This is a genomic window from Rhodanobacter ginsenosidimutans, assembly GCF_042655685.1.
GTDB classification, from domain to species: domain Bacteria; phylum Pseudomonadota; class Gammaproteobacteria; order Xanthomonadales; family Rhodanobacteraceae; genus Rhodanobacter; species Rhodanobacter ginsenosidimutans.
Map to the genome: position 1 here is coordinate 1076723 of NZ_JBHSMM010000001.1, position 24758 is coordinate 1101480.

20 protein-coding genes and 1 pseudogene are annotated in these 24758 nt (G+C 65.4%); 11 read left to right on the plus strand and 10 right to left on the minus strand.

Annotated features, from left to right (window positions below; translation table 11 throughout):
• Nucleotides 1-12: 12 nt before the first annotated feature.
• Both ACFPK0_RS04565 and ACFPK0_RS04570 read right to left on the minus strand, forming a co-directional pair.
• Nucleotides 13-1311 (minus strand): ammonium transporter, encoded by a 1299-nt coding sequence (locus ACFPK0_RS04565; RefSeq protein WP_377338701.1) that lies wholly within the window; start codon nt 1309-1311, stop codon nt 13-15.
• Between the two features lie 79 nt (nt 1312-1390).
• A complete protein-coding gene (locus tag ACFPK0_RS04570) occupies nt 1391-1729 on the minus strand; it encodes a P-II family nitrogen regulator (RefSeq protein WP_007082881.1) in 339 nt (112 codons plus the stop codon).
• A gap of 228 nt (nt 1730-1957) precedes the next feature.
• Between ACFPK0_RS04570 and ACFPK0_RS04575 the strand changes: the two genes are divergently transcribed.
• The 7 genes and pseudogenes from ACFPK0_RS04575 to ACFPK0_RS04605 form a co-directional block, all read left to right on the plus strand.
• A complete protein-coding gene (locus ACFPK0_RS04575) occupies nt 1958-2434 on the plus strand; it encodes an SUF system Fe-S cluster assembly regulator (RefSeq protein ID WP_056605557.1) in 477 nt (158 codons plus the stop codon).
• An 8-nt stretch (nt 2435-2442) separates the two neighbouring features.
• The gene (gene sufB / locus ACFPK0_RS04580; RefSeq protein WP_156458974.1) at nt 2443-3909 is read left to right on the plus strand and encodes a Fe-S cluster assembly protein SufB; all 1467 of its coding nucleotides are present in this window, start codon (nt 2443-2445) and stop codon (nt 3907-3909) included.
• A gap of 109 nt (nt 3910-4018) precedes the next feature.
• Nucleotides 4019-4783 carry a Fe-S cluster assembly ATPase SufC gene (sufC, locus tag ACFPK0_RS04585; RefSeq protein ID WP_056605550.1) on the plus strand — a complete coding sequence of 255 codons (765 nt, stop codon included), beginning with the start codon at nt 4019-4021 and terminating at the stop codon, nt 4781-4783.
• Entirely contained in the window at nt 4780-6084 is a 1305-nt protein-coding gene (sufD, locus tag ACFPK0_RS04590; RefSeq protein WP_377338706.1) for a Fe-S cluster assembly protein SufD, read from the plus strand. The genes sufC and sufD overlap by 4 nt, the downstream gene beginning before the upstream one ends.
• 179 nt (nt 6085-6263) lie before the next feature.
• Nucleotides 6264-7508 (plus strand): cysteine desulfurase, encoded by a 1245-nt coding sequence (locus tag ACFPK0_RS04595; RefSeq protein ID WP_377338708.1) that lies wholly within the window; start codon nt 6264-6266, stop codon nt 7506-7508.
• A gap of 46 nt (nt 7509-7554) precedes the next feature.
• Nucleotides 7555-8961, plus strand: coding sequence for a pyridoxal phosphate-dependent decarboxylase family protein (locus ACFPK0_RS04600; RefSeq protein ID WP_377338710.1), 1407 nt, complete (start codon nt 7555-7557; stop codon nt 8959-8961).
• Nucleotides 8962-8973: 12 nt separating this feature from the next.
• Nucleotides 8974-9118, plus strand: a pseudogene (locus tag ACFPK0_RS04605) (aminotransferase class V-fold PLP-dependent enzyme); the annotation flags it as partial.
• Between the two features lie 18 nt (nt 9119-9136).
• Here ACFPK0_RS04605 and ACFPK0_RS04610 read toward each other — a convergent pair.
• The 6 genes from ACFPK0_RS04610 to ACFPK0_RS04635 form a co-directional block, all read right to left on the minus strand.
• Nucleotides 9137-9676, minus strand: coding sequence for a hypothetical protein (locus ACFPK0_RS04610; protein ID WP_377338713.1), 540 nt, complete (start codon nt 9674-9676; stop codon nt 9137-9139).
• A gap of 191 nt (nt 9677-9867) precedes the next feature.
• Nucleotides 9868-10605, minus strand: a complete 738-nt coding sequence (locus tag ACFPK0_RS04615) for a DNA-formamidopyrimidine glycosylase family protein (protein ID WP_377338715.1) — start codon at nt 10603-10605, stop codon at nt 9868-9870.
• A 95-nt stretch (nt 10606-10700) separates the two neighbouring features.
• Nucleotides 10701-11174 carry a Csu type fimbrial protein gene (locus ACFPK0_RS04620; RefSeq protein WP_377338717.1) on the minus strand — a complete coding sequence of 158 codons (474 nt, stop codon included), beginning with the start codon at nt 11172-11174 and terminating at the stop codon, nt 10701-10703.
• Complete coding sequence (locus tag ACFPK0_RS04625) at nt 11171-14245, minus strand: fimbria/pilus outer membrane usher protein (RefSeq protein WP_377338719.1); 3075 nt, start codon at nt 14243-14245, stop codon at nt 11171-11173. Before ACFPK0_RS04625 ends, ACFPK0_RS04620 begins: the two co-directional genes overlap by 4 nt.
• Nucleotides 14246-14481: 236 nt before the next feature.
• Nucleotides 14482-15219: a fimbrial biogenesis chaperone gene (locus tag ACFPK0_RS04630; RefSeq protein ID WP_377338722.1), complete on the minus strand. Its 738-nt coding sequence runs from the start codon at nt 15217-15219 to the stop codon at nt 14482-14484.
• Between the two features lie 18 nt (nt 15220-15237).
• On the minus strand, nt 15238-15765 hold the full coding sequence (locus ACFPK0_RS04635; protein WP_377338724.1) for a Csu type fimbrial protein: 528 nt from the start codon (nt 15763-15765) through the stop codon (nt 15238-15240).
• A gap of 477 nt (nt 15766-16242) precedes the next feature.
• Between ACFPK0_RS04635 and panE the strand changes: the two genes are divergently transcribed.
• Nucleotides 16243-17166: a 2-dehydropantoate 2-reductase gene (gene panE, locus ACFPK0_RS04640; RefSeq protein WP_377338726.1), complete on the plus strand. Its 924-nt coding sequence runs from the start codon at nt 16243-16245 to the stop codon at nt 17164-17166.
• A gap of 112 nt (nt 17167-17278) precedes the next feature.
• Here the strand turns inward: panE and ACFPK0_RS04645 are convergent, their stop codons facing one another.
• The gene (locus ACFPK0_RS04645) at nt 17279-19315 is read right to left on the minus strand and encodes a M13 family metallopeptidase (protein WP_377338728.1); all 2037 of its coding nucleotides are present in this window, start codon (nt 19313-19315) and stop codon (nt 17279-17281) included.
• Between the two features lie 136 nt (nt 19316-19451).
• Between ACFPK0_RS04645 and ACFPK0_RS04650 the strand changes: the two genes are divergently transcribed.
• The 3 genes from ACFPK0_RS04650 to ACFPK0_RS04660 all read left to right on the plus strand — a co-directional run bounded on the left by ACFPK0_RS04650 (nt 19452) and on the right by ACFPK0_RS04660 (nt 21600).
• Nucleotides 19452-20000, plus strand: coding sequence for a GNAT family N-acetyltransferase (locus ACFPK0_RS04650; RefSeq protein WP_377338731.1), 549 nt, complete (start codon nt 19452-19454; stop codon nt 19998-20000).
• An 11-nt stretch (nt 20001-20011) separates the two neighbouring features.
• Nucleotides 20012-20326: a non-heme iron oxygenase ferredoxin subunit gene (locus tag ACFPK0_RS04655; protein ID WP_377340251.1), complete on the plus strand. Its 315-nt coding sequence runs from the start codon at nt 20012-20014 to the stop codon at nt 20324-20326.
• A 107-nt stretch (nt 20327-20433) separates the two neighbouring features.
• Nucleotides 20434-21600, plus strand: coding sequence for a glycosyltransferase family 9 protein (locus ACFPK0_RS04660; protein WP_377338733.1), 1167 nt, complete (start codon nt 20434-20436; stop codon nt 21598-21600).
• A gap of 99 nt (nt 21601-21699) precedes the next feature.
• On the opposite strand, the gene ACFPK0_RS04665 is transcribed toward ACFPK0_RS04660, so the two are convergent.
• On the minus strand, nt 21700-24747 hold the full coding sequence (locus ACFPK0_RS04665) for an efflux RND transporter permease subunit (RefSeq protein ID WP_377340253.1): 3048 nt from the start codon (nt 24745-24747) through the stop codon (nt 21700-21702).
• Between the last annotated feature and the right edge of the window lie 11 nt (nt 24748-24758).

Below are 24758 nucleotides of genomic sequence, written 5' to 3' on the forward strand. Positions count from 1 at the left end.
CATGACCGTTGCTTACGACAGGTTGTAGGCACGCTCCTCGTGCAGTGCCAGATCCAGGCCGATCTGCTCCTGTTCCTCATCGACGCGCAGGCCGATGGTCCAGTCGATCAGCTTGAGCACCAACCAGGTCAGCGCACCGCTCCACAGCACGGTGAAGCCCACGCCCTTGGCCTGGATCCACAGCTGCAGCCACGGATGCTCGACGGCGCCGAAGCCGCCCAGCGCCGCCGCCGCGAACGGCCCGGTGAGCAGCGCGCCCACGATGCCGGCCACGGCGTGCACGCCGAACACGTCCAGGCTGTCGTCATAGCCGAAGTAGTGCTTCAGGCGGGTGGCGCAGAAGAAGCAGATCACGCCCGCGGCCGCGCCAAGGATCAGCGCGCCACCGGGGCCGATGGTGCCGGCTGCCGGCGTGATTGCGACCAGTCCGGCGACGGCACCCGACGCGATGCCCAGCACGCTGGCGCGGCGGTGGATGATCCATTCCACGCCCATCCAGCCCAGCGCGGCGGCGGCGGTGGCGATCTGCGTCACCAGCATCGCCATGCCGGCGGTGCCGTTGGCGGCGACGGCCGAGCCCGCGTTGAAGCCGAACCAGCCCAGCCACAGCATGCTGGCGCCGATCAGGGTGTAGCCCAGGTTGTGCGGCGGCATGGGTGCGTGCGGATAGCCGCGGCGCTTGCCCAGTACCAGGCAGGCCACCAGGCCGGCGATGCCGGCGTTGATGTGCACCACCGTGCCGCCGGCAAAATCCAGCACGCCGATGTCGCCCAGGAACGAGCCGGGGCCGCCCCACACCATGTGCGCCATCGGCAGGTAGGCAAAGGTGAACCAGCCGATGGTGAACAGCATCAGCGCCGAGAACTTCATGCGCTCGGCCACCGCGCCCACGATCAGTGCCGGCGTGATGATGGCGAACGTGAGCTGGAACATCGCGAACACGCTTTCCGGCACATGGGCATAGAGGCTGGCTGGCGTCATCCCCGCGAACATCGCGCGGTCCAGGCCGCCGATGAACGAGTGCAGGTTGGTGACGCCGGCCTGCATGCCCTCGGTGCTGAACGCCATGCTGTAGCCGTACAGCAGCCACAGCACGCTCACCAGCGCGGTGATGGCGAAACACTGCATCAACACCGACAGCAGGTTCTTGGCCCGCACCATGCCGCCGTAGAACAGCGCCAGCCCCGGTATCGTCATCAGCAGCACCAGCATGGTGGCGGTCAGCATCCAGGCGGTGTCACCGCTGTCCGGCGCGGCCGCCGTCTGCGCCATCGCCGGCAAGGTCAGCAGGCCGCCGGCAAGCGCCAGCATGCACCGCACTCCGAGGCGGCGGCCGAATCCCGAATCCCGTCTTTCAACAGACGAATGTCTGGTCATTCCAAATCCCGTTTCAGAGCGCATCGACGTCGGACTCCTGGGTACGGATACGGATGGCCTGTTCCAGATCGCTGACGAAAACCTTGCCGTCGCCGATCTTGCCGGTGCGGGCGGCGCCGCTGATCGCCTCGATCACCTGCTCGAGCTGCTCGTCGGCCACCGCGACCTCGACCTTCAGCTTGGGCAGGAAATCGACCACGTACTCGGCGCCGCGATACAACTCGGTATGGCCGCGCTGTCGGCCGAAACCCTTCACTTCGGTGACGGTCATGCCTTGCACGCCTGCTTCCGACAGGGCCTCGTGCACGCTGTCCAGGGTGAAAGGCTTGATGATGGCTGTGATCCACTTCATGGCAGTTTCCTCGGCGGTGAGGCTTCGGAATCAGCACGATGCGTGCCACCTCGTCGTACCCGGCCGGCAACATGTTTTTCAATGACTTGCGGCTCACCCGCGCGGAAACTTGCACGGTGATCGGGCATTGCGATCCATGCTTTCCCCCCGATGGTGCGCTGCAGCGGCATTGACCGCGACGGCGCTAATCAGTACCATTTTGGTCCCGATTGAATCCGGCCGGTTTCCATGCTCCGCGTCAGCCGATTGACCGATTACGCCACCGTGGTAATGGCCTTCATCGCCACCCACCCGGACCACGTGCACAGCGCCGTGCAGATCGCCGAGGAAACCCGGCTGGAGCTGCCGACGGTGAGCAAATTGCTGAAGGCGCTGGGGCACGCCACGCTGGTGGAATCGTTTCGCGGCGCCAACGGCGGTTACCGGCTGGCCCGGCCCGCCACCGAGATTTCGCTGGCCGAAATCGTCGAGGCGCTGGAAGGCCCGCTGGGCATGACCGAATGCAGCATCGCCGAAGGCCAGTGCGACCGCGAGGCGCAATGCGGCGTGCGCGGCAGCTGGCAACAGATCAACCACGTGCTGGACGACGCACTGCGCGCGGTAAGCCTGGCCGACATGATGAAACCGCCGCCGAAGAAACGCCGCATCGCCATGCAAGTGATCGAGAGCGCGCCCATCCCCGCCGGCGCGGCCACCACGGAATGAAAGACGCCATGACCATCGAAAGCAGCACTGCCACCACGCTCCGCGACAATGTGGATGTGGCCGAAGCCCTGGGCCGCAGCTACGCCGCCGGCTTCGTCACCGACATCGAGATGACCGGCCTGCCGCCGGGCCTGGACGAGGACACCGTCCGCGCGATTTCCGCGGTCAAGCGCGAGCCGGAGTGGATGACCGAGTGGCGGCTGGAAGCTTTTCGCCATTGGCTGACCATGCCGAAACCCGATTGGGCCAAGCTCAATATCGACCCGATCGACTACCAGGCGATCAGCTATTACGCCGCGCCCAAGAAGCAGCCCAAGTCGCTGGACGATGTCGACCCGGCGCTGCTGGAAACCTACGAGAAGCTCGGCATCCCGCTGCACGAGCGCGCCGCGCTGGCCGGCGTGGCGGTGGATGCGGTATTCGACTCCGTCTCTGTCGGCACCACTTTCCGCAAGCAGCTGGCCGACGCCGGCGTGCTGTTCTGCTCGATGAGCGAGGCGATCCGCGAATACCCCGAGATCGTGCGGAAATACCTGGGCAGCGTGGTGCCCACCGGCGACAACTTCTTCGCTGCGCTGAATTCGGCGGTGTTCTCCGACGGCAGCTTCGTGTTCATTCCCAAAGGCGTGCGCTGCCCGATGGAATTGAGCACGTATTTCCGCATCAACGCGCAGAACACCGGTCAGTTCGAACGCACCCTGATCGTGGCCGAGGAGGGCGCCCACGTGTCCTACCTGGAAGGCTGCACTGCGCCCAAGCGCGACGAAAACCAGCTGCACGCGGCGGTGGTCGAGCTGGTGGCGCTGGAAGGCGCCAAGATCAAATACTCCACCGTGCAGAACTGGTACCCCGGCGACGAGAACGGCGTGGGCGGCATCTACAACTTCGTCACCAAGCGCGGCGATTGCCGCGGCGACGACAGCAAGATTTGCTGGACCCAGGTGGAAACCGGCTCGGCCATCACCTGGAAATATCCCAGCGTGATCCTGCGCGGCGACCGCTCGGTGGGCGAGTTCTATTCGGTGGCGCTGACCCACCATTTCCAGCAGGCCGACACCGGCACCAAGATGATCCACCTGGGCAAGCACACCAAGTCCAAGATCGTCTCCAAGGGCATCAGTGCCGGCAAGAGCTCCAACAGCTACCGCGGCCTGGTGAAGATGGAGAAGGGCGCCGACAACGCGCGCAACTACACCCAGTGCGACAGCCTGCTGATCGGCAAGCAATGCGGCGCACACACCTTCCCCTACATGGAAGTGAAAAATCCCACCGCCATCGTCGAGCACGAAGCCACCACCTCGAAGATCTCCGACGACCAGATGTTCTATTGCCGCAGCCGCGGCATCGCCGAGGAAGACGCGGTGTCGATGATCGTCGACGGCTTCTGCAAGCAGGTCTTCCGCGAACTGCCGATGGAATTCGCGGTGGAAGCGAAGAAGCTGCTTGAGGTGTCGTTGGAAGGCGCCGTTGGCTGATTGAAACGGGAGTCGGGAATGGGGAATCGGGAATCGCAAGAGCTTCGATGCGGCCCGATTTCGCTTCTGACGATTCCCCATTCCCGATTCCCCATTCCCGGATACTGAAATGCTTAAAATCGAAAACCTGCACGCCCGTGTCGAGGGCAAGGAAATCCTCAAGGGGCTCAGCCTCACCGTGAATGCGGGTGAGGTGCACGCCATCATGGGGCCGAATGGCGCGGGCAAATCCACGCTGGGCAACGTGCTCTCCGGTCGCGACGGCTACGAAGTCACCGCGGGCACCGTGACCTACAACGGCGTCGACCTGCTGGCGCTGGCGCCGGAGGAGCGCGCCGCCGCCGGCGTGTTCCTGGCGTTCCAGTACCCGGTGGAAATCCCCGGCGTCAACAACACCTATTTCCTGCGCGCGGCGCTCAACGCGCAGCGCAAGTCGCGCGGCGAGAAGGAGCTCGATTCGATGCAGTTCCTGAAGCTGGTGCGCGAGAAGCTGAAGGTGATGCAGATCTCCGACGAGCTGCTGCACCGCGCCGTCAATGAAGGTTTTTCCGGCGGCGAAAAGAAGCGCAACGAGATCTTCCAGATGGCGGTGCTCGAGCCGCAACTGGCGATCCTCGACGAGACCGACTCGGGCCTGGACATCGACGCGCTGAAGCACGTGGCCGACGGCGTCAACGCGCTGCGCTCGCCCGATCGCGCGTTCCTGATGATCACCCACTACCAACGCCTGCTCGACTACGTGGTGCCCGACGTGGTGCACGTGCTGGCCGGCGGGCGCATCGTGGAAACCGGCGACAAGTCGCTGGCGCTGAAGCTTGAGGCCCACGGCTACGCCGGCCTCGCCGAACGCCAGCCGGCGAGGGCATCGGCATGAGCGAGCCGGCACTGCTGCCGCTGGTCGCCTCACTGGTCGATGCACCGCTGCCCGTCAGCGGCATCGCCTGGCTGGATGCGATGCGGCGCGACAACCGCGAGGTCTTCGTCGCCGGCGGCCTGCCGCTGGCGCGGGTGGAAGCGTGGAAGTACACCGCATTGCGCGGCCTGGCGCGGCGGCCGTTCGTCGATGGCGACGTGGCCGCACTGACGCGCGCGGTCGACCCGTCGGCGCTGGCATTGCCCGGTGTCGATGGTGCGCGGCTGGTGTTCGTCAATGGCGCGTTCCGTGCCGACTTGTCCGCACTGGACGCCTTGCCGGCCGGCCTCACGCTGCAGCCGCTGTCGCAGGCGTTGCATGCCGATCCGGACCCCTTGCGTTTCGTGCTGTCGCGCCGGCATTACGAAGCCGATGAGGCGTTCACCCAGATCAACGCGGCGCACGCCCGCGATGGCGCCGTGTTGCGCGTGGCCGATGGCGTGAAGATCGACGCGCCGCTGCATCTTGTCTTCCTGGGCGCGCCTGCCGAGGGCGACCTGGCCTGGCATCTGCGCAACGTGATCGAACTGGGCGAGGGTGCCGCGCTGACGCTGGTCGAGCATCATCTGGCCAGCGGCGAGCAGGCACATCTTTCCACCGTGGTCGGCGACATCGAATTGCGCGAAGGCGCGCACCTGCACCACACCGTGCTGCAGCAGGCCGCCAGCGGCGCCAGCCTTATCCGCCGCACCGGTTTGCGTCTGCACGCACGTGCCCACGCCACGCTGCATCTGGCCGAACTGGGCGGTGCGTTGGTGCGGCACGACCTGCGCGCCGAACTGATCGGCGATGGTGCGCAACTGGAAACCCGCGGCGTGTTCATGCCGCATGGCCGCCAGCATGTGGACACGCAGCTGGCGATCCGTCACCAGGCGCTGAACACCGCCTCCAGCTCGACCTGGCGCGGCGTGGCCAGCGATCGCGCCCGTGGTGTATTCCGCGGCGCGATCGTGGTGGCGCCCGGTGCCGATGGCAGCGATGCCAGTCTCAGCAACAAGAACCTGCTGCTGTCCGGCAGCGCCGAGATCGACACCAAGCCCGAGCTCGAGATCTACGCCGACGAGGTGAAGGCCGCGCACGGCGCCACGGTGGGCCAGCTCGATGAACGCTCGCTGTTTTACCTGCGTTCGCGCGGCATTCCACTGGCCGAGGCGCGGGCGTTGCTGACGGCGGCGTTCTGTCGGACCGTGCTCGACGATCTGCCGAACGCGGTATTGCGCGAGCACTTGTCGTCGCTGCTGATCGCGCAGCTTCCTGGCTGATGCTCTAGCTCCTCCCCCTGCTACGCAGGGGGAGGTTGGGAGGGGGTTACGCTTTTGACTTTCAAGATCAAAAGCCCCCCTCCCCAGCCCTCCCCTGCGAAGCAGGGGAGGGAGCCACATCTGAAGCTTTTCTCCCCCCCTGCGAAGCAGGGAGGGGCCACTCATGGAAAACATCGAAGATGAATGCACAACCCACGCCTTCCACCGTCTTCGACGTCCAGCACGTCCGCGCGGATTTCCCGCTGCTGACGCGCAGCGTGCACGGCAAGCCGTTGGTGTATTTCGACAACGCCAACACCAGCCAGAAACCGGCCTCGGTGATCGAGGCGATGGACGAGCATTACCGCCGCCACAACGCCAACGTGGCTCGCGCGGTGCACCAGCTGGGCGAGGAATCCACCGCGGCGTACGAAGGCGCGCGCGACAAGCTGGCGCGTTTCATCAACGCGCCGTCGCGCGATGAACTGATCCTCACTTCCGGAACCACCCAGTCGATCAACCTGGTGGCCTACAGCTACGCGCTGCCGCGGCTTGAACCCGGCGACGCCATCCTCACCACGGTGATGGAGCATCACGCCAACATCGTGCCGTGGCAGCTGGTGGCCGCGCGCAGCGGCGCCACGGTGAAAGCTGCGCCGATCGACGAGCGCGGCGAACTGGACGTGGAGCAATACATCGCCATGCTCACGCCAGAGGTGAAGCTGGCCTGCGTGGCGCACGTTTCCAACGTGCTGGGCACGGTGAATCCCGTACGCGAGATCGCCAAGGCATGCCACAAGCGTGGCATCCCGCTATTGGTGGATGGCTCGCAGGCGGTACCGCACCGTCCGGTGGACGTGCAGGCGCTGGGTTGCGATTTCTACGCCATCACCGGCCACAAGATGCTGGGCCCCACCGGCACCGGCGCGCTGTGGGCGAAGCGCGAACACCTGGAGGCGATGCCGCCGTTCTTCGGTGGCGGCGACATGATCCGCGAAGTGCGTTTCAGTGGCACCACCTTCGCCGACGTGCCGCACAAGTTCGAGGCCGGCACGCCGAACATCGCCGGCTTCGTGGGCTTGAGTGCGGCTATCGATTATTACGATTCGCTGGGTTTTGAGGCGATCCACGCGTGGGAGCAGCAACTGCTGACCTACGCCACCGAACGCCTGCGCGAAGTACCGGGCCTGCGCATTTTCGGCGAGGCGGCGCAGAAGGAACCGGTGATCTCGTTCCTGCTCGACGGTGCACAGGCCAGCGACATGGCCACGCTGCTCGACCTGCAGGGCGTAGCTGTGCGCTCGGGCCATCACTGCGCCCATCCGCTGATGCAGTTCTACGGCGTGCCCGCCACGCTGCGGGCATCGCTGGCGTTCTACAACACGCGTGAGGAAATCGACGCGTTCGTGGTGGCCTTGCTGAAGGTGCGCAAGCTGCTGATGTGACTGTGGCGAAGCCATCGGCAGACCGCGTTTTTCCAAGGGCGAATCCATGCATCCCACGCTGAGCAGCGACCTCGCTGACTTCGACGCCATCCTTGATCGTGCTCGCGAGATGGCCGGCACCTATCTGCACGAACTGCCGCAACGTCCGGTCGCGGCCAACCTGCCGGCCGATCTGTCATTGCGCACACCTCTGCCGACGCACGGCCTTGGCGCGCACGCCGCGCTGCAGCGTTTCGAGAAGGACTGGCTGCCGTTGATGTCTGGCAGCCCCGGCCCGCGCTATTTCGGTTTCGTGGTCGGTGGCGCCACGCCCGCCGCGCTGGCGGCCGACTGGCTGGTGAGCAGCTACGACCAGAACGCCCAGCGCAACGGCGACACCGGCGCGGCGGCGATCGAGGCGCAGGCGGTGGACTTGCTGCGCCAGTTGCTGCATTGGCCCGAACACTGGACGGGCCTGTGCGTTACCGGCGCCACCATGGCCAACTACGTGGGCATGGCGCTGGCGCGGCAGTGGTACGGCAAACAGCATGGCCGCGATGTCGCCGTCGACGGTGTGTGGGGTTTGCCGCCAATGACGGTGTTTGCCGGCGCGAGCCATTCGAGTACATCGAAGGCGCTGAGCATGACCGGCATCGGTCATGGGCAATTGCACGCGCTGCCCTTGCTGCCGGGACGCGAGGCGCTGGACGTGGCTGCGCTCGAACGCGCACTGGCGGCACACGGTGGTGCGCCGTGTACTGTGGTGGCCAGCGCCGGCACGGTGAACACGGTGGATTTCGACGACCTCGCGGCCATCGCCGCCTTGAAGGCGCGCCACCCGTTCTGGCTGCACGTGGATGCCGCGTTCGGCGGCATTGCCGCGGCTTCCGACAACTATCGCGGCCTGCTGGCGGGCATCGAGGCCGCCGATTCGGTGACCGTGGATGCGCACAAGTGGCTCAACGTGCCCTACGACTGCGCCCTGACGTACACCGCGCATTTGCCACTGCAACTGGAAGTCTTCCAGAACCGCTCGGCCTACCTGCCGGCGCCGTTGGCGGTGGAGGACAACTACCTGCACCTGGCGCCGGAGAACTCCCGCCGCTTCCGCGCCCTGCCGCTGTGGATGACGCTGCTGGCCTACGGCCGCGAGGGCCACGCCGAGCTGGTCGAACGCAACTGCGCGTTGGCCCGTTACCTGGGTGAATTGCTGGCGGCCGATCCGCTGTTCCGGCTGGCCGCGCCGGTGCGGCTCAACGTGGTGTGCTTCACGCTGGCCAACGGCGATGCGGCGGCCCTGCAGCGGCTGCACAAGGCGTTGCATGAGGACGGCACCGCGTACCTTTCACCATCGGTGCTGGACGGCCAGCCGATGCTGCGCGCGGCGCTGTGCAACTGGCGCACCACCGATGCCGATGTCGAGCAGACCTATGCGGCGCTGAAACGGCTGGCGACACCATTCTCACCACGGTGATGGAGCACCGCGCCCGACGCGAAACTGGCCCGCATGGCGCATGTTTCCAATGTACTCGGCACGGTCAATCCGGTGCGCGAGATCGCCCGCGGAAGCCTAATCGAGGCATCTTCTGGTGGATGCCTCGCAGGTGATGCCGCACCGGTCGGTGGATGTGCAGGCATTCGTCCCTGCCTTACTGTTCTATCACGATCGACGATACACACTCGGTACCATCAGGCACCCAGAATTTGAACCCGACGATGAGCTTGCGGCCGTCGATCACGGCAACGCGGGCACCGGTCAGGAATGTGTGGGTGGGGAGCGGTGCACCAACGGGACCGGGCGAGGGCAGTGACCCGCCACTGACGGACGTTACTTCGTGCTTGGCGATAATTACCTCTGGAGCAAGGCATGGCGCATCGCTCAGCGATAGGGTCACGTTATCGGCAAACCCTCGCCGGTGCGTGGCTTCAACGCTGTCGATCAACGTGCCATCGGCCAACACCACGTTGTCGGCTCGACTGATCGGTGTCGCTCCGTGCATCGCATCCACCAACCGGATGCCGATTTTCGAACCCAGTTCGGTATCGAAAGACGGAGCACGCATATCGGTGTGCAGCAGAAACGTCACGAGTTGCCTGAGGTCGCTCACGGTGTCTGGAGGACGAACTGCCGATGGGGAGCATCCGGCCAGGGCGAGCAGCGATACAAGGCATGCGCATCCATGTTTCATGTTCGAGCCTTCCGTGGGTCAACTTGCCCGAGTATCCCATGCCTGCGCACGGCGACGGCGCGGGTGACTGGCAACTGAGTGCACGATTCCGCCTAGCGATCGGCGTCCGCAACGCCCTCTGATGGCATGACTACCCGCTACAACGGTCAGCGCGTCGCCAGCCTTTGTGGCCGATGGCATTGGTGCTCCATCTACATCCCGCCGTAGCGTTTCTGGCACTTCTCGCAAAAGAACGTGCGCCGGTTGGTCTTGCCGAGATACGCGCGGGTCAACGGTATGTCGTGGCGCGGGCAGCATTTCCGGTTGTGCACCAGCCAGTGCTTGCGTAGCACATATGCCTTCTTCCATGCCAGGAATTCAAAGCTGTATTCGCGTGCCTGCTTCACCAGTTCGCCCAGCTTGCGCGGTGGCAACGCGCCCACGGTGGACAGCGGATGCACGCGGATGCGGTACAGCACCTCGTTCTTGATGATGTTGCCCACACCGGCGAACACGTTCTGGTCCAGCAGCGCATCGCAGACCAGCGTGTCCGGCATCGCGCGTAACCTGCGTCGGGCCAGCGCGGGATCCCACGCATCCGACATCACATCGCCGCGCCAGTCGTAGAGTTCGTCCAGGTCGCCGTCCAGCAAGCGCACCGAGCAGGTATAGAAATTCAGCTCGCCATTGTCGAAACCCAGGCTGAGCCGCGGTGCCGCATCCTTGCGTTCGTTGATGCGGTAACTGCCGAACATCAGCAGGTGGATGCGGATGGTGACGTCGGGGAGTTCGATCAGCGTCTGCTTGCCGAAACTGCGCAGACTTTCGATGCGCTTGCCCGGCAGCCGCGTCATGTCGATCTTCGCGTTGCCTTCGGCCGTGAGGATGCGCTGGCCGACGAAGCCGGCCGCTTCCTCGCGCAGGATGACGATGGATGGACCTTCCGGCATGGGAGTTTCTGCGCAGCGACGACCGGTGGATTCTGTTCGGACGGGTGCTGAGGGGGAGTGAAAGCCTGCACGGCGCACCGCCCCGTGGCTGTCGCTCAGAAGGAAAGCGTCACGGTGATCGCGTCGTTGTACACGCCGATATACGGGTTTTGCCCCGCGGGCACGCTTCCGTACACGGCCCGGTCCACCTCGATGCCACTGTCGCCAACCACCGTGCTGCCGCCACTGCCATCGCCCCACACCATGGTTCGCGTGGGGTCGGTGTAGAGGTTGTAGAAGAGCTGGTGCGCGCCGTTCTGCATGCTGCGTACGGCGAAGCTGCCGTTGCCTGGGCTTAACGCGATGGTGAAACTGCTGCTGACATCGCAGGTCACGATGACGTGACCGACACTCTCCAGATCCTGGCTGCTCTGGAAGTCGTAGTTGCCGAAAGCCAGTGGTTGGACGCTGAGGCTGCAGGTGGCTGCGTGAAGCGGCGCGATCGCAAGCAACCCCATGGCGCCCAGCAGGCGCGCGAGACGCCGGCGCGCGGGGTGAAAGGCAACCTGTCCGCACGGTGAAGGGTTCATGGATCGATCCCCTGGCAGGTGACCGGCCCCAGGCGGGGCAGTGGGTCGTTGGTATCGGGGAAGCTTATCGTCATGTCGCAGCTCTGTCCGTTCCAGGTGGCGTGCAGGCGGCTGGTTTCGTCCAGCCCGGTCAGGTAAACCTCGCCGCGCAGGCCGACCGGGAATGCCGCTGCCTGAGTGTCGACGGTCACTTCGGCACCAGCGGGAAGATCGCTGCCGTCGTCCAACTTGATGACGACGACCGCGCCGCGCGAACGCGTGACGGGGAAGGTCAGCGCCAATGCGCTTTGGTAGTACGGCACGGCATCGAGTTGCAGACCCGTGATCTGCGCGTCCATCGGCAAGTCGGCCTGTTCGATGCGGATCGGGTTTTTCTGATATGGGCGCAGGCGCGGCACCAGCGCGTAACCATCGCTGTCGGTGGTGGCGACTTGCTGATTGTCGGCGTAGACGCGCACGTCGGCAAAACCGGGCACCTGGACTACCGCAAAGCTGCCATCGATGTGGCGGCTGGGAAATACCTTGCCGCTCAGCAGCGCGATGCCGCCGCGGACGCCCATCCGATATGCCTGCCCGTCCGGGTTCGATGCAACGCCAACGCTGTATGTACCTACGTCGTTCTGCAAAGTGAGGTCGGCCTGGCGCGGATCGTTCGCGGCAAGCCCCGCCTGCAGGCGATAGCCCACGCCGGTACCCACCGGCAGGCTACGCCGATACTGCACGCTGCCGTGGCTGTCGCTGGCGCGGCTCTGACCGCTGAAACTGACGCTGTCGGCCGCGCCCAACGGCACGGTGAGGTTGAGTGAGAACAGTGGCGCGGGATCGTCGCCAAGAAAGCGTAGTGCCGATAGCGAGAGATAACCAAGCCAGCCGAGCGAACGGCTGTAGCTGAGGCCGACCAGCTCGACGTTGTCCTGGTCGCGAAGATCCTGGTGCGTGTAATTCAGGCTTAGCGAGCCGACGCGGCCGGCGGACATGCTCACGAAGGCGCTGGACGTCTGCCGCGGTGGACGTGTCGTCGGCAGGTAGCCCAGCTGGGTGAAGCCGTCGGTGGTCACCCGGGTGCGCGCACCGTAACTGAGGTAGCGCGACTGATGCTGGATGCCCAGCTCCATCAGCGCGCCCGTGCCGGCACGGGCGTGGCTGCCGGCCACCGATGCCGTCAGCACGCCGACATTGCCCAGCAACACGGTGCTGCCGATGCCCAGGGTCTGCTGATCGAGCGTGGCCTCCACATGCAGCTCGCCGGTGAAGCTGTCGGAGAAGCCACGTCGCTCGGTGGCGGCGGCAACCAGCCGTCCGTAGTCGTTGCTGACCCGGCCGTAATTTTCGCGCTCGAAACCCAGTTCATAGGAATAATCGCGCAGCCCCGCCGCCAGCAAGCCGCCGCTTGCGTAGAACGGTTGGGTCACCACTTGCTCGCGACCCAGCATGTCGCGCACCACCATGCGGATGTCGCCCTGGCCGGTGACGATGGGGAGATCCTGGATGGTGAACGGCCCGCTGGGCACGTTGCGCCGCAGTCGCAGGACGTTGTTGACGTAGAAATCCACGGTGGACGGTTCCGCGGCCACGCCGTCCAGCGTGGGCAGCGGAAAGCTGATGAAGCCCGGCTGGGTCGCAAAGTTGGTGCCCCACTGCACGCCGCCGAAACGCACGCCACGGCCCCAACTGCTGGGGGCGCTGGTCACGTCGCCGACGCGCAGGCTGGCCATGTCTGCGGGGCGGTCGTGGATCCAGGTGGTGTCCAGGCGCAGCGTCCGATTGCTGCCATCACGATGGCGCGCCAGGAACGTGCTCGAACCGGAGCCCCAGCTGCCGAATACGCCTGCCTCCAGCAACGCGTTGACGTGCGACGACCCATGCGCGCCGCGTGCGCCGAAGATGTCGTAATTGACGTAGCCGCCAGGCGGCGAAGGCGTCGGCTGGTCGGCGGCGCGCGAGATGCCGCTGAAATGAGTGGCTGCGAACCGGCTCGCCGATACGTCCAGCAGCAGTGTGCCTTGCGACGGGTCGATCCGATAAGTCAGCCCCGCGATCGCCGACAGCGGAAGGTAATCGTCCGCACCATGGGTGACTACGGCGACGTCGGCGACCGGGATGCGCCAGCGTTCGAGGTCGGCGGCGCGAACCAGTACATTGCGATTGGCATCCTGCAGCACCAGCACGGTGCCCTCGGGCATGCCATTCACATGCACCTCGAACCAGGCTTCCGTCAGGGCATCGCCCGTGTTTTGCGTCGCCGCCGCGACAAGGCCGGGCGACATCGGTGCCGGCGTCGCCATCACCGTAGCGGAGGTGGATGGTGTCTCCAGCGGTGGCGTCGGCAAGGGCATTGTCGGAACGATGTCCACCACCAGTCGACTGGTGTGATCGGCGACCGGCGGGAGATGAAAAATCTGCAATGTGAACGCAGCCGTTGCGATCAGATCCATGCGCGTGTCAGCCGCGTCGCGACCGAAACGCACCGAGCTCAGAAACGGATTGCGCCGGATCTTGTTCGGCAGGCTTTGCAAGACTGCATCCAGGGCAACGTCGCCCAGGTCGACGGCCAGCGGTTCGCCAGGTTCGGTCGGATGAATCACGCGGGCCTGGATGGGACGATCCGACTCCAGCACCAGCCGGGCGCGGTCGGGGGCCAGCGCGGCCTGGACGGCGCTCACGTGGGTGGTGCCTGCGGGCACGGTCGTTGTCGCCGTGTCGGGATGGGTCAGGCCAAAGGTGGCGTTTTTTTCCGTCCCCGGTGTCGTCGGCGCGCGATGGAAATCCATCACCAGACGGTCGGTGTGTCCATCACCAGGACGCAGGTTGAAGAGGCGCGGCGCGACACCCGCCGGCGCGGCCAACGCCATCCGCGTACCGGTTTCCGTGGGAGAGAACTGGATGCCCCTGATGAAGGGGTTGTTCGCACCGATCGCACGGCCCAGGTCGGCGAGAGTCTCGCCTATGGCCACGTCATCGAGATCGACCACCAGCGTACCGGTTTGTGCATCGCGCTCCACCCGGGCGCGGATCGGTTTGTCCGATTCCAGCACCAGCCGCGAGTGCTCCGCGTCCAGTCCCACACGCACGGCCTTTACCTCGACCGCCGCCATCGATGTGTCGGGCACGGTTGCCAGCAGCGCGGCAAGGCAGGCCGCAGCGACGGCGGTCTTGTGCGTGGGTATGCGGGGACGGTGGGGGCGGGTGCACAGGCCAGCACGCGCAGAAACGGGCGTGGCGGCGGCGAGCCCCGGATGCGTCATCTTCCGATGGGCGCGGATCGCACCCCTCTGGGCTGGAATGGCGGCGCCCAGATCATGGCCAGCTATTTTCCGGCCACGACCAGGTCGGTCTGGAGTTCCCCTGCGTCACTCTGGGCAGAGAGGTGCAACGGCGTACCGCTGGCGACGCTGGCTTCCACCATCCAGACGTGCGAGGCGCCGGGTAGCACGTATACAGTTTCTGCGGGAATATGCAGCGGCTCGCTGTTTGTCCCGGCGGATAGCTTGAATGCGCTAAGGCGTGCATGGCCGAGGCCGCGATTGGTTGCCTCAATGCGGATATGTCCCTTATCCGAGGGCGTTGCACGCCATTCCAGTTGCGGCGCCACAGGGGTGGTGGGCTGGACGAACAATGGCAGGCTGATCCGCAGTGCCATGCGCAGTCCGTTGAAATCGGCTTTGGGTGGTGGAGGTATCTCGCTCAGAAACAGTCGATACGAGCGTTCCGCTTTCGCGTCGGGAGGGAGTCGCGAGCCCACGCGGATGACCTGGGTGCCGCCCGCTGGCAGGGTGAAAATGGGTGGGGTCGCCAGGATGTCGGGTGCCGGAGTGTACGTGTCAACGCCGTCTGGTTGTGACCAGACCATGGCATCCAGCTGGATGACCGTGGGCGTCGCACCGGTGTTTCGCACGGTAAGCGCGCTGACGGGGTGGTGGCTGGACAGCGTCGGGTTGATCGGGCTCACCTGAAACGAGCCCGCCGTAGCCGTCGCTGCCGCAGCTATCGCCAGGGAAAACACCAGGCCACAAAGGGCCCGGTGTGATGAACGTTGATTGGGCATCTGCTTGGGCTTTCGATATCAGAACGACACCGTGGCCGTTACCGTGTCGCTATACGCGCCTGCAGTGGCCGTTGTTTGCGAAGCGGGCAAGACGCCATAAACCGTGACCGAATCCGCGCTGCCGGTAGCTGTACCGGCTGCCGTATAGCTGGCGGTGCTGGCTCCCCAAGCCGTCGTGGCGCCCGAGTCCTGGTACAGGTCGTATCTCAACGAAACCCCGGCGTTGTCCATTTGACGTTCCGGAGCTGTGTCGGTGCTGGCTACGGTGGCGTGCAGTCCCTGATCCAGTGCAACGGTGACGGCGGGCGTACCTGCCGTGCAGGTAGTAGCAATCGTGCCCGTGCTGGTTGTATCAGTAGCCGATTGAGGATCGTAGGCACCGAAATCGAGATCTCCAGTGACCGCAATATCGCAGGCGGCCACAACGTTGGCGGAAACCGCCATGGTGTCGGTGGTGGCGGCGGTTGCCGTGCCGCTCACGGCGGCCATCGCCACGATCAACGCCGTGGCCATGGCGGAACGGGTAAAGCGGGTCTTGGTTCGCATGTTTCTTTCCCCAGTAAGTAAGGTGGCCACCACTTTCAACTGCTGGTGGCGTGAAACTTCGATGGCTTGTTGGCCGGTTTGAATCCATAAGCAAGAAATGGGCTAAAGCATTTGCGTTTCGTGCATTGAACCCATGAGAAAGAAAAAAATGTGATGCACATCTCATTTCTTTCGATTTCAGGGAGGCCGATTTGCCGTTTTTGTGCCGAACGGTATCTCCCTTGTCAATTCATCGGCGCCAGGGAATAACTCTTGAGGTCGTTCAGGGAACAACGGGTTGCTGCACAAAGGCTTGCCAATGGAAGTTGTCGAAGGGTTGATCGTGGCGACCTCGTGATTTCCGACCGTCAATCGTCGAACGGCTATTCTGGGATTTGTTTCCCGATCGATTTATTCGCTTGCCGTCGGGCAATGCTGTGGCGGCATTCAGAACATCAATGCTTCCCAATCGACCGCAATCTCCACGGAGCTTGAGTCATGCGTATTCTGGTTATCGGTGCCGGTGCCACCGGCGGTTATTTCGGCGGGCGTCTGTTGCGGCACGGGCGCGATGTCACCTTCCTGGTGCGCGAGCGCCGTGCGGCGCAACTGGCGCAGCATGGCCTGGCGATCCACAGCTTCGCCGGCGATGTGAACCTGCCGGCGCCGCCGACCGTAGTGGCGGCGGCGCTGCGGGAGCCGTACGACCTGATCCTGCTCAGCTGCAAGGCCTACGGCCTGGAACAGGCAATGGCCGACATGGCGCCGGCGGTGGGGCCGGATACCGCGATCCTTCCGTTGTTGAACGGCATGCGCCAGCTCGATCTGCTGGAGGCGCGTTTCGGCGCACAGCATGTGCTGGGCGGGCAGTGCGTGATCGCCGCCACGCTGGATGGGGACGGCGCCGTGCAGCATCTGAACCAGACGCACGGGCTCACCTTTGGCGAACGCGACGGCAGCGCGTCCGAACGCATGCAGCGCATCACGAGCGAGCTGAGCGATGCCGGTTTCGACGCCCGCCTCAGCCAGCACGTGCTGCAGGACATGTGGGACAAATGGGTGTTTCTGGCGTCGCTGGCGGGCATCACCTGCCTGATGCGCGGCCCGGTCGGCGATATCGTCGCCGCACCCGGTGGCGCCGCGGCGGCGCTGGCGCTGCTGGAAGAGTGCCGCGCGGTGGCGGAACGCGCCGGGCACGCGCCGGGCGAGGCCACGTTGCAACGTGCCCGCGGGATACTCACCGAAGCCGGTTCGAGCCTAACCGCGTCGATGCTGCGCGACCTGCAACATGGCCATGCGATCGAGGCTGATCACGTCATCGGCGACATGCTGGCGCGAGCTGATTCGCAACACGCCGCGTCGTCGCTGCTGGCGGTGGTTTACGCAAATTTGAAGGTGTACGAGGCGGGCATGGCCGCGTGATGGCGAACGCTTGCCGCTCGGTCTGAATCGTCGCGAAGCCTCAGGCGGTTGCTTCCCCCGCAAGCGGGGGAAGCAAGAGGCATGGCGACTCGGGCTCAGCGGACCACACCACCTACCAGATCTTCACCTGCTTCTCCCCATCACGCACCATCGCGTCGCCGCGCTTGCACTGAAATGCCCTGGCGAACTCCGGCATGTTCGATGGTGCGCCGATGGCGCGGAATTTCGCGGGTGCGTGCGGATCGGTGTTGAGCAGGGTGAGTTGTGCCTTGGGGCGGATGTTGCCGCGCCACACACGCGCCCAGTTGAGGAAAAAGCGCTGGTCTTGCGTATAGCCGTCTATCTTGCGGTTGGCCTCGGCCGGGCTTTTCGACAGTGCCATCTGCAGCGCGGTGTAGGCCGCGTTGAGCCCGCCCAGGTCGCCGATGTTTTCGCCCATTGTCAGCTGGCCGTTGACGTGTTTGCCGGGCAGCGGTTCGTAGGCGTCGAATTGCGCGCCCAGCTTTTTGGTGCGTGCCTCGAATGCGGCGCGGTCGGCGTCGGTCCACCAGTTGACGTTGTTGCCCTGCGCATCGAACTTGCTGCCCTGGTCGTCGTAGCCGTGGCCCATCTCGTGGCCGATCACGGCGCCGATGCCGCCGTAGTTGATCGCGTCATCCGCGTTGGCGTCGAAGAACGGCGGCTGCAGGATCGCCGCGGGAAACACGATCTCGTTTTTCTGCGCGCTGTAATACGCATTCACCGTCTGCGGCGTCATGCCCCATTCGTCGCGATCCACCGGCTTGCTGATCTTGGCCATGCGGTAGTTGTGGTCGAACTTCGACGCGGCCTGCATGTTGGCGTAGTAGTTGTCCGGCGCCAGCGTCAGCCCGGACCAGTCACGCCACTTGTCCGGGTAACCGATCTTGGGCACGAAGGTGGCCCATTTCTGCAGCGCCTTCTGCTTGGTGGCATCGCTCATCCACGGCAGCTGTTCGATGCGGGTGCGGAAGGCGGCGCGCAGGTTGTCGACCAGTTGCTGGGCGCGCTGCTTGGCCACCGGCGAGAAATGGTCGGCCACGTAGAGTTGGCCCAGCGCCATGCCCATCGCATCGTTGGTGGCTTCCAGCACGCGTTTCCAGCGTGGCTTGATGTCTTTCTGCCCGTTCAGCGCCTGCTCGTGGAATGCGAAATCCGCCTGCTGGAACGGTGTGGACAAGTAGGGCGCTGCGTTGTCGATGGCGTGATAACGCAGGTAGGCCTGCCAGGTGGCGACTGGCTCGTCGCTGAGCATCTGCTGCACTTCGGCGAAAAACTTCGGCTGCGACAGCGAGAAGCCGTCGGTGACGTTGGCGTTCTGTGTCTTGAAGAAGGCGGCCCAGTCGAAGCTCGGCGTCACCTTGTCAGCTTCGGCGAGGCTGACGTAGTGGTAGCGGTTTTCCGGCTGGCGCAATTGCACCGGTACCAGCGAGGCGGCGGCAAGACGGGTTTCGAAGGCCAGCACGGCGGCGGCCTGGTGTTGCGCGTCGGCGCTGGCGGTGCCGGTGAGTTCGAACAGTCTGGCGATGTGCTTCACGTAGGCGCTGCGGATCGCCGCCTGCTCGGGTTTGCGGTAATAGTCCGCCGTGGGCAGGCCCAGGCCGCCCTGGTTGGCGTAGGCGATCTGCCGGTTGGAGTCCTTGAAGTCGGCATTGCCGCCGAAGCGGAACAGTACCGGCTCGCCCTGCGCATGGCTGTCGCGGATGTAGCGCACCACGTCGTTGCTGTCGCGCAGCGCGGCGATCTGCGCCAGGCGAGGCTTGATCGGCGCAAAGCCGGCTTTGTCGATGGCGGCCTCGTCCATGCCCGACGCGTACAGGTAGCCGATTTTCTGCTCGATCGAGCCGGGCTTCGCGGTGGCCGCGTGGTGCGCGGCGTTCTCCACGATCGTGCGCTGCACGTTCAGGCTGTCTTCGCGCAGCAGGTCGAACGAGCCCCAGCGGGTGCGGTCGTCCGGAATCGGGTTGGCCGCCACCCACTTGGCGTTGACGTAGCCGTTGAAGTCGTTGCAGGCGTTGAGGGTGGTGTCGATCTCGCTCACGTCGAACGCGCTGTGCGATGCGGCGACGACCGGGACGGAGAGGGCCAGTCCGATGGCGAGCGTGAGCGGCCGGACGATGCGGAAGGTCATGGAATCTCCTGGGTGCGCGCGGCGCGTGGTCAATGTCGAAACCGCACCGTAGGCGTCAGCGCAGGGCACCAGAAGTGCCCAAGGTCATGCCGCAGGTCATGGTGGCGGAACGCGGCCGCCCACTATCATGTCGGGCATGACGGAAACTGAAGCCCTGACCTTTCGCACGGCGCGCGCCGCCGATGCCGCCGCCATCGTCGACCTGGTGGAATCCGCCTATCGCGGCGAATCCGGCCTGCGCGGCTGGACCACCGAATCCAACCTGCTCGATGGCCGGCGAACCAATGTCGATGACGTGCTGACATTGATCGCCGGGCCGCATAGCCAGCTGCTGCTGGCCGAACGCGATGGCAAGTTGATGGCCTGCTGCCAGCTGGAACAACGCGGCGACAGCGGCTATTTCGGCATGTTCGCTGTCGACCCGCTGGCGCAGGGGGCGGGCCTGGGCAAACGCGTGCTGGCCGAGGCCGAGCGCATCGTGGGCGAAACCTGGGGCTGCGCCACGTTGCGCATGACGGTGATCGTGCAGCGCGATGAACTCATCGCCTGGTACGGCCGTCGCGGCTACCGGCGCACCGGCCAGCTTGAGCCGTTCCCGTATGGCGACGAGCGTTTCGGCATCCCCCGCCGCGACGACCTGCGCTTCGAAGTACTGCTGAAGAACCTGACGGAGGCCGCCGCATGAGCGATTGGAACGTGCACGACTGGATCCGCGTTGGCACGCGCAGCGATTTCCTGCCCGGCGAGTACAAGGTCGTGTGGGATGGCGACACGCCGATCGCCGTGTACAACATCGAAGGCGCGCTGTACGCCATCGAAGACACCTGCACCCACGACGGCGGTGACCTCGCCGGCGGCGAGGTGTTCGGTTTCGAAGTGGAATGCCCGCGCCACGGCGCGCGCTTCGACGTGCGCACCGGCGCGGTGACGAAACCACCGGCGTACGAGCCGATTGCCAGCTTCCCCGTGCGCGAGGAAGACGGCGCCATCTGGACCCGCGACGACCGGTAAAGCCCCGGGTCGCGGTGTTGCAGGCGTAGCGAGAATGCGCGCCGGCGTTAACGTCCAGCACACACCAGCGTAAGCAGATTGAAAGCGAGCGGTTTCATGCTTTGGTCATGACTATCGCGCCCTTCGCTCGCCACGTCACCATTGCGCGACCCTCGTTGCCGCGCGCTTTCCGACGTTCGTTCCCCTGGGATGCGTGGCGGCGGGATTCGGTGGCGCGGGTGCTTGGCCGCATGTTTCGCAAGGTGGGCCGTGGCTTGTGCGAGCCGGGTGGTCTGCCGACGGTCGGCATTCATCGGGTACTGGTCTGCCGGCCGAACCATCGGCTTGGCAATAGCGTGTTGATCAGTCCGCTGATCGCCGAGATCGAGACGCTGTACCCCGGGGCCGAGATCGACATTCTGGGCAGCCACGCCACCGCCTGCCTCTACGACAACCGGTTCAGCGTGCACGAGGTGTTCGTGCTGCCGCAGAAGATCGCCCGCCATCTGTGGGTTTCGATACGCGCGCTGCGGGCGCTGCGGCGGTGTCATTACGATCTGGCCATCGACGCCTGCCATGGGTCGCAGTCCGGGCGGATCGCGCTGGCCCTGTCGCACGCGCGATACAAACTGGGGTTTCCGGACCCGAGGATGAATCCGGGGTCGGCATGGCATGCGCTGGCATGGCCGCGCCATCTCGCCGATCGAAGTGTTTTCCTGCTGCGCCAGGCATATGCCGGCCCCACGCGTGCGGATTACCCGCCACTCAATCTCGATCTGACGCCGCGCGAAATACAGGAGGCGGCCAAGGTCATGGGCCGCGTTTGTGGCGCGTCGCGTGGGTCGCACAGCATGACGGTGGCGATCTTCCCCAATGCCACCGGCGCCAAGTGTTACAGCGAAAGCTGGTGGAACCAGTTCGTGGACACGTTCCAGGCGTTGTGCCCGCAAGTGCAGCTGGTGGATTTGCTGGCCGCGCATGGGCACTCGCAACTGGGGTCGCGGCTGACGCCGTTCTACTCGCGGAACCTGCGCCGGCTGGCCGCGATGATTGCCTGCATGGACGGCTTCATCAGCGCCGACTGCGGCGTCATGCACCTGGCTGCCGCCAGCGGCACGCCGACGCTTGGCTTGTTTTCGGTGACCGACCCGACCAAGTACGCGCCCTGCGGCGGTGCCAACGCCGCGCTGGATACCCGCGGGATGCATGCCGTGGTGGTGGCGACAGCCGCCGCCGAATGGTGCGCGAAGCTCTCGCCGAAACAGGTGGCCGGCGGCACGTCGTCGCGGGGCTGACCTGCCTCGCCACGCGGTGCGAATCCACGCCGGATACGATCACGATCGTCCCGCGGTCAGCACACCGCCAGCGCCCGAACGCGGCGAGGTCGAGCTGGGTCACTGACGCGTCGAATCCGGACACTGCGTGTTGTCGCGGCGACGCAGCAGCGCATACAGCACCGGCATCACCAGCAGCACCAGCGGCAGCTGCACCAGCATGCCGGAGATGATCGCGATGGCCAGCGGCTGCTGCATCTGCGAACCCCGGCCGATGGCAAGCGCCAGCGGAAGCAGGGTCAGGACCGCCGCCAGCGTGGACATCAGGATCGGCCGGGTGCGGTGTTCGCCGGCCGCGTGCAGTGCGGCGTGCAGTTCGTGTTCCTTCTCCGCTTCCTGCAGCTCCGAGAAATAGAAGATCGCCAGCTCGGTGACGATGCCGACGATCATCGTCATGCCCATCATCGCCGAGATGTTGAGCTCGATGCCGGTAACCCACAGCCCCACGAACACGGCGGGAATGGCCAGCAGCGGCATCGCCAGGATGGTGATGGCCACGCGGAAACTTTCGTACAGGAACAGCAGCAGGGTGAACACCAGCGCGATCGCCGCCGCCATCACGATCATCAATCCGCGAAACGCCTGTTGCTGCTGCTGATAAGTGCCGCCCAGCTGATAGACCACGCCCCTGGGCAGCAGGCCCGGGGTGCTCATCACCTTTTTCACATCGGCGACGGCGGCGCCCAGGCTGCGGCCGCTGAGGCGGCCGGTCACCGAGACCGTCCGCTTCAGGTTGATCCGCGTGATCTCCGGCTGGCCCTGCACGGGGGTGATGGTGGCCACGCGCGACAGCGGCACCATGTGGCCATCGGGGGAGCGGATCAGCAACTGGTCGATCTGCTCGATGCGCCGATGCGCGCTTTCCGGCAGCCGCACGCGCACGCCCACCAGCTTGTCGCCCTCGGGCATGCTGGCGGCGACCGTGCCGTCGACTGCCGCGGCCACCTGGTCGGTGACGCTGACCGGGTCGAGCCCTTCGAGTGCGGCCCTGGTTTCGTCCACCTTGATGGTCAGCGCGTCGCCGGCCGGGTTGATGCCGTCGAGCACGCTGACCACGCCATCGATCCAGCTGATTTTCGCCGCGACTTTTTTCGCGGTGGCGTTCAAGGTGGCGGCGTCGGCGCCGGAAAGCTGCACGTCGATCGGTTGCGGCACCGCGACCAGGTCGCCGATCAGGTCCTCCATCAACTGCGCCACGTCGACGTCCAGCCCCGGCACCTGCTTTTCTATCTGGCTGCGTACCGTTTCCATCACCTGCTCGGTCGAGGGCCGCGCACCGTTCTTCAGGCGCACGAAGAAATCACCGGAGTTCGCTTCGGTCAGGCCGCCGCCGAGTTGCAGGCCGGTGCGCCGCGAATAGGTGTCGACATCGGGATTGGCGCGGATGATGGTTTCGACCTGGTGCAGCAGGCGGTCGGTTTCCTCCAGCGAGGTGCCCGGCGGCGACAGGTAATCGAGGATGAAACCGCCCTCGTCCATCTTCGGCATGAAGCCGGAGCCGACCTGGGTGAAAGCCAGGCCGCCAAGCGCGAGCAGCGGGACGATGATGACCAGCACCAGCCACGGCCGCTTCAACCCGCGCGCCAGCGTGTTCTGGTAGCCGGCCATCATGCGGCGGGCGAATCGGTCTTGCGCGGGCTCGGCAAGATGTTTCCGATCAAGAAAGCGCTCGGCCAGCAGTGGCACCGCCACCCAGGTCAGCAGGTAGGAAATGATCAGCGCGCTGGCCATGGTCAGCGACAGCGCCTTGAAGAACGCGCCGGTGACGCCGGTCAGGAACGCCAGCGGCAGGAAGATCACTATGGTGGCGGCGCTGGAACCGCTTAGCGGCCGGGTGAATTCCCACGCCGCTTCGGCCACGCGCTGGTGGATCTCGCCGGCACCGCCGGCAACCCGGCGCATGATGTGTTCCAGCATCACGATGATGTCGTCGATGATCAGGCCCACGGCGGCCGCCATGCCGCCCAGGGTCATCATGTTGAAACTCATGCCCAGCACGGACAGCAGCAGCACGGTGATGGCCAGCACCGCCGGCACCACGATCAGCGCGATCAGGATCACCCGCGTGTTGCGCAGGAACACGAACAGCACCAGCCCCGCCAGCACGATGCCGATCAGGATCGCATCGTGCACGCTGCCGGCCGCCGCCGTCACCAGCTGGGTCTGGTCGTACCAGTTGGCGATGTGCACGCCTGCGGGCAGTTGTGGCGCGTAGTCGGCCAGTCTCTGCCTCACGTCCCTGGCGATCTGCACGCTGTTGCCGCCGGGTTGCTGATAGACCTGCAGCAGCACCGCGTTCTGGCCGTCGGCGTTGACCCGGATCCACTGCGGCACATGGCCGAGGCTGACCCGCGCCACATCCTTCAGGCGAATGACGCCACCCAGGTTCGCCCGCACCACGATGTCGCCCAGCGCGGCAAGCGTGGTCGGTTGGTTGTCGGCCAGCAGCAGGTACAGCTTGTAGTGATCCGACACGCGGCCCATCGCCTGGATCGTGGCCGCGTGGCTCACCGCCGTGGTCACGTCGGCCAGGCTCAGGTCCAGCGCGCGCAACTTCTGCGGGTCCACGTCGGCATGGAATTCGGCCGCGGCGCCGCCTTGCACGTCGACGTTCGCCACACCGGTGATCGAGCTGAGCAACGGCCGCAGCTGGTACTGGGCCAGGTCATGCAGGTCGCTTGGCGACAGCGTGTGCGAGCGCAGGCTGAAGCCGAGTTCGGGGAAGGTGGTGGGGTCCATCCGCCGGGTGGTCAGCTGCGTGCCGGCGGGTAGCTGCGCCAGCATCTGGCTGGCGGCGCCGTTGATCTCCTGCAGCGCCGCGTTCATGTCGAAGCCCCAGTCGAAACTGACCTCGATCTGCGCACTGCCGCGGCTGGTGGTGGACTTCACGTCGCGCACGCCACGTACCCGGCGCACCGCCACTTCAGCCGGCGTGGTCACCTGGATGGCCATCTGGTCGGCTGGCCGGTCGCCCGCATCGAGGCTCATCTGCACCCGCGGAAAGGCGACGTCGGGAAACAGCGCCACCGGCATGAAGAACGCGCTGGCGATGCCGCCTACGGCCAGCATGAAAACCAGGAACAGCAACGAGCGGCGATGCCGCTGCATCCACAGGCTGA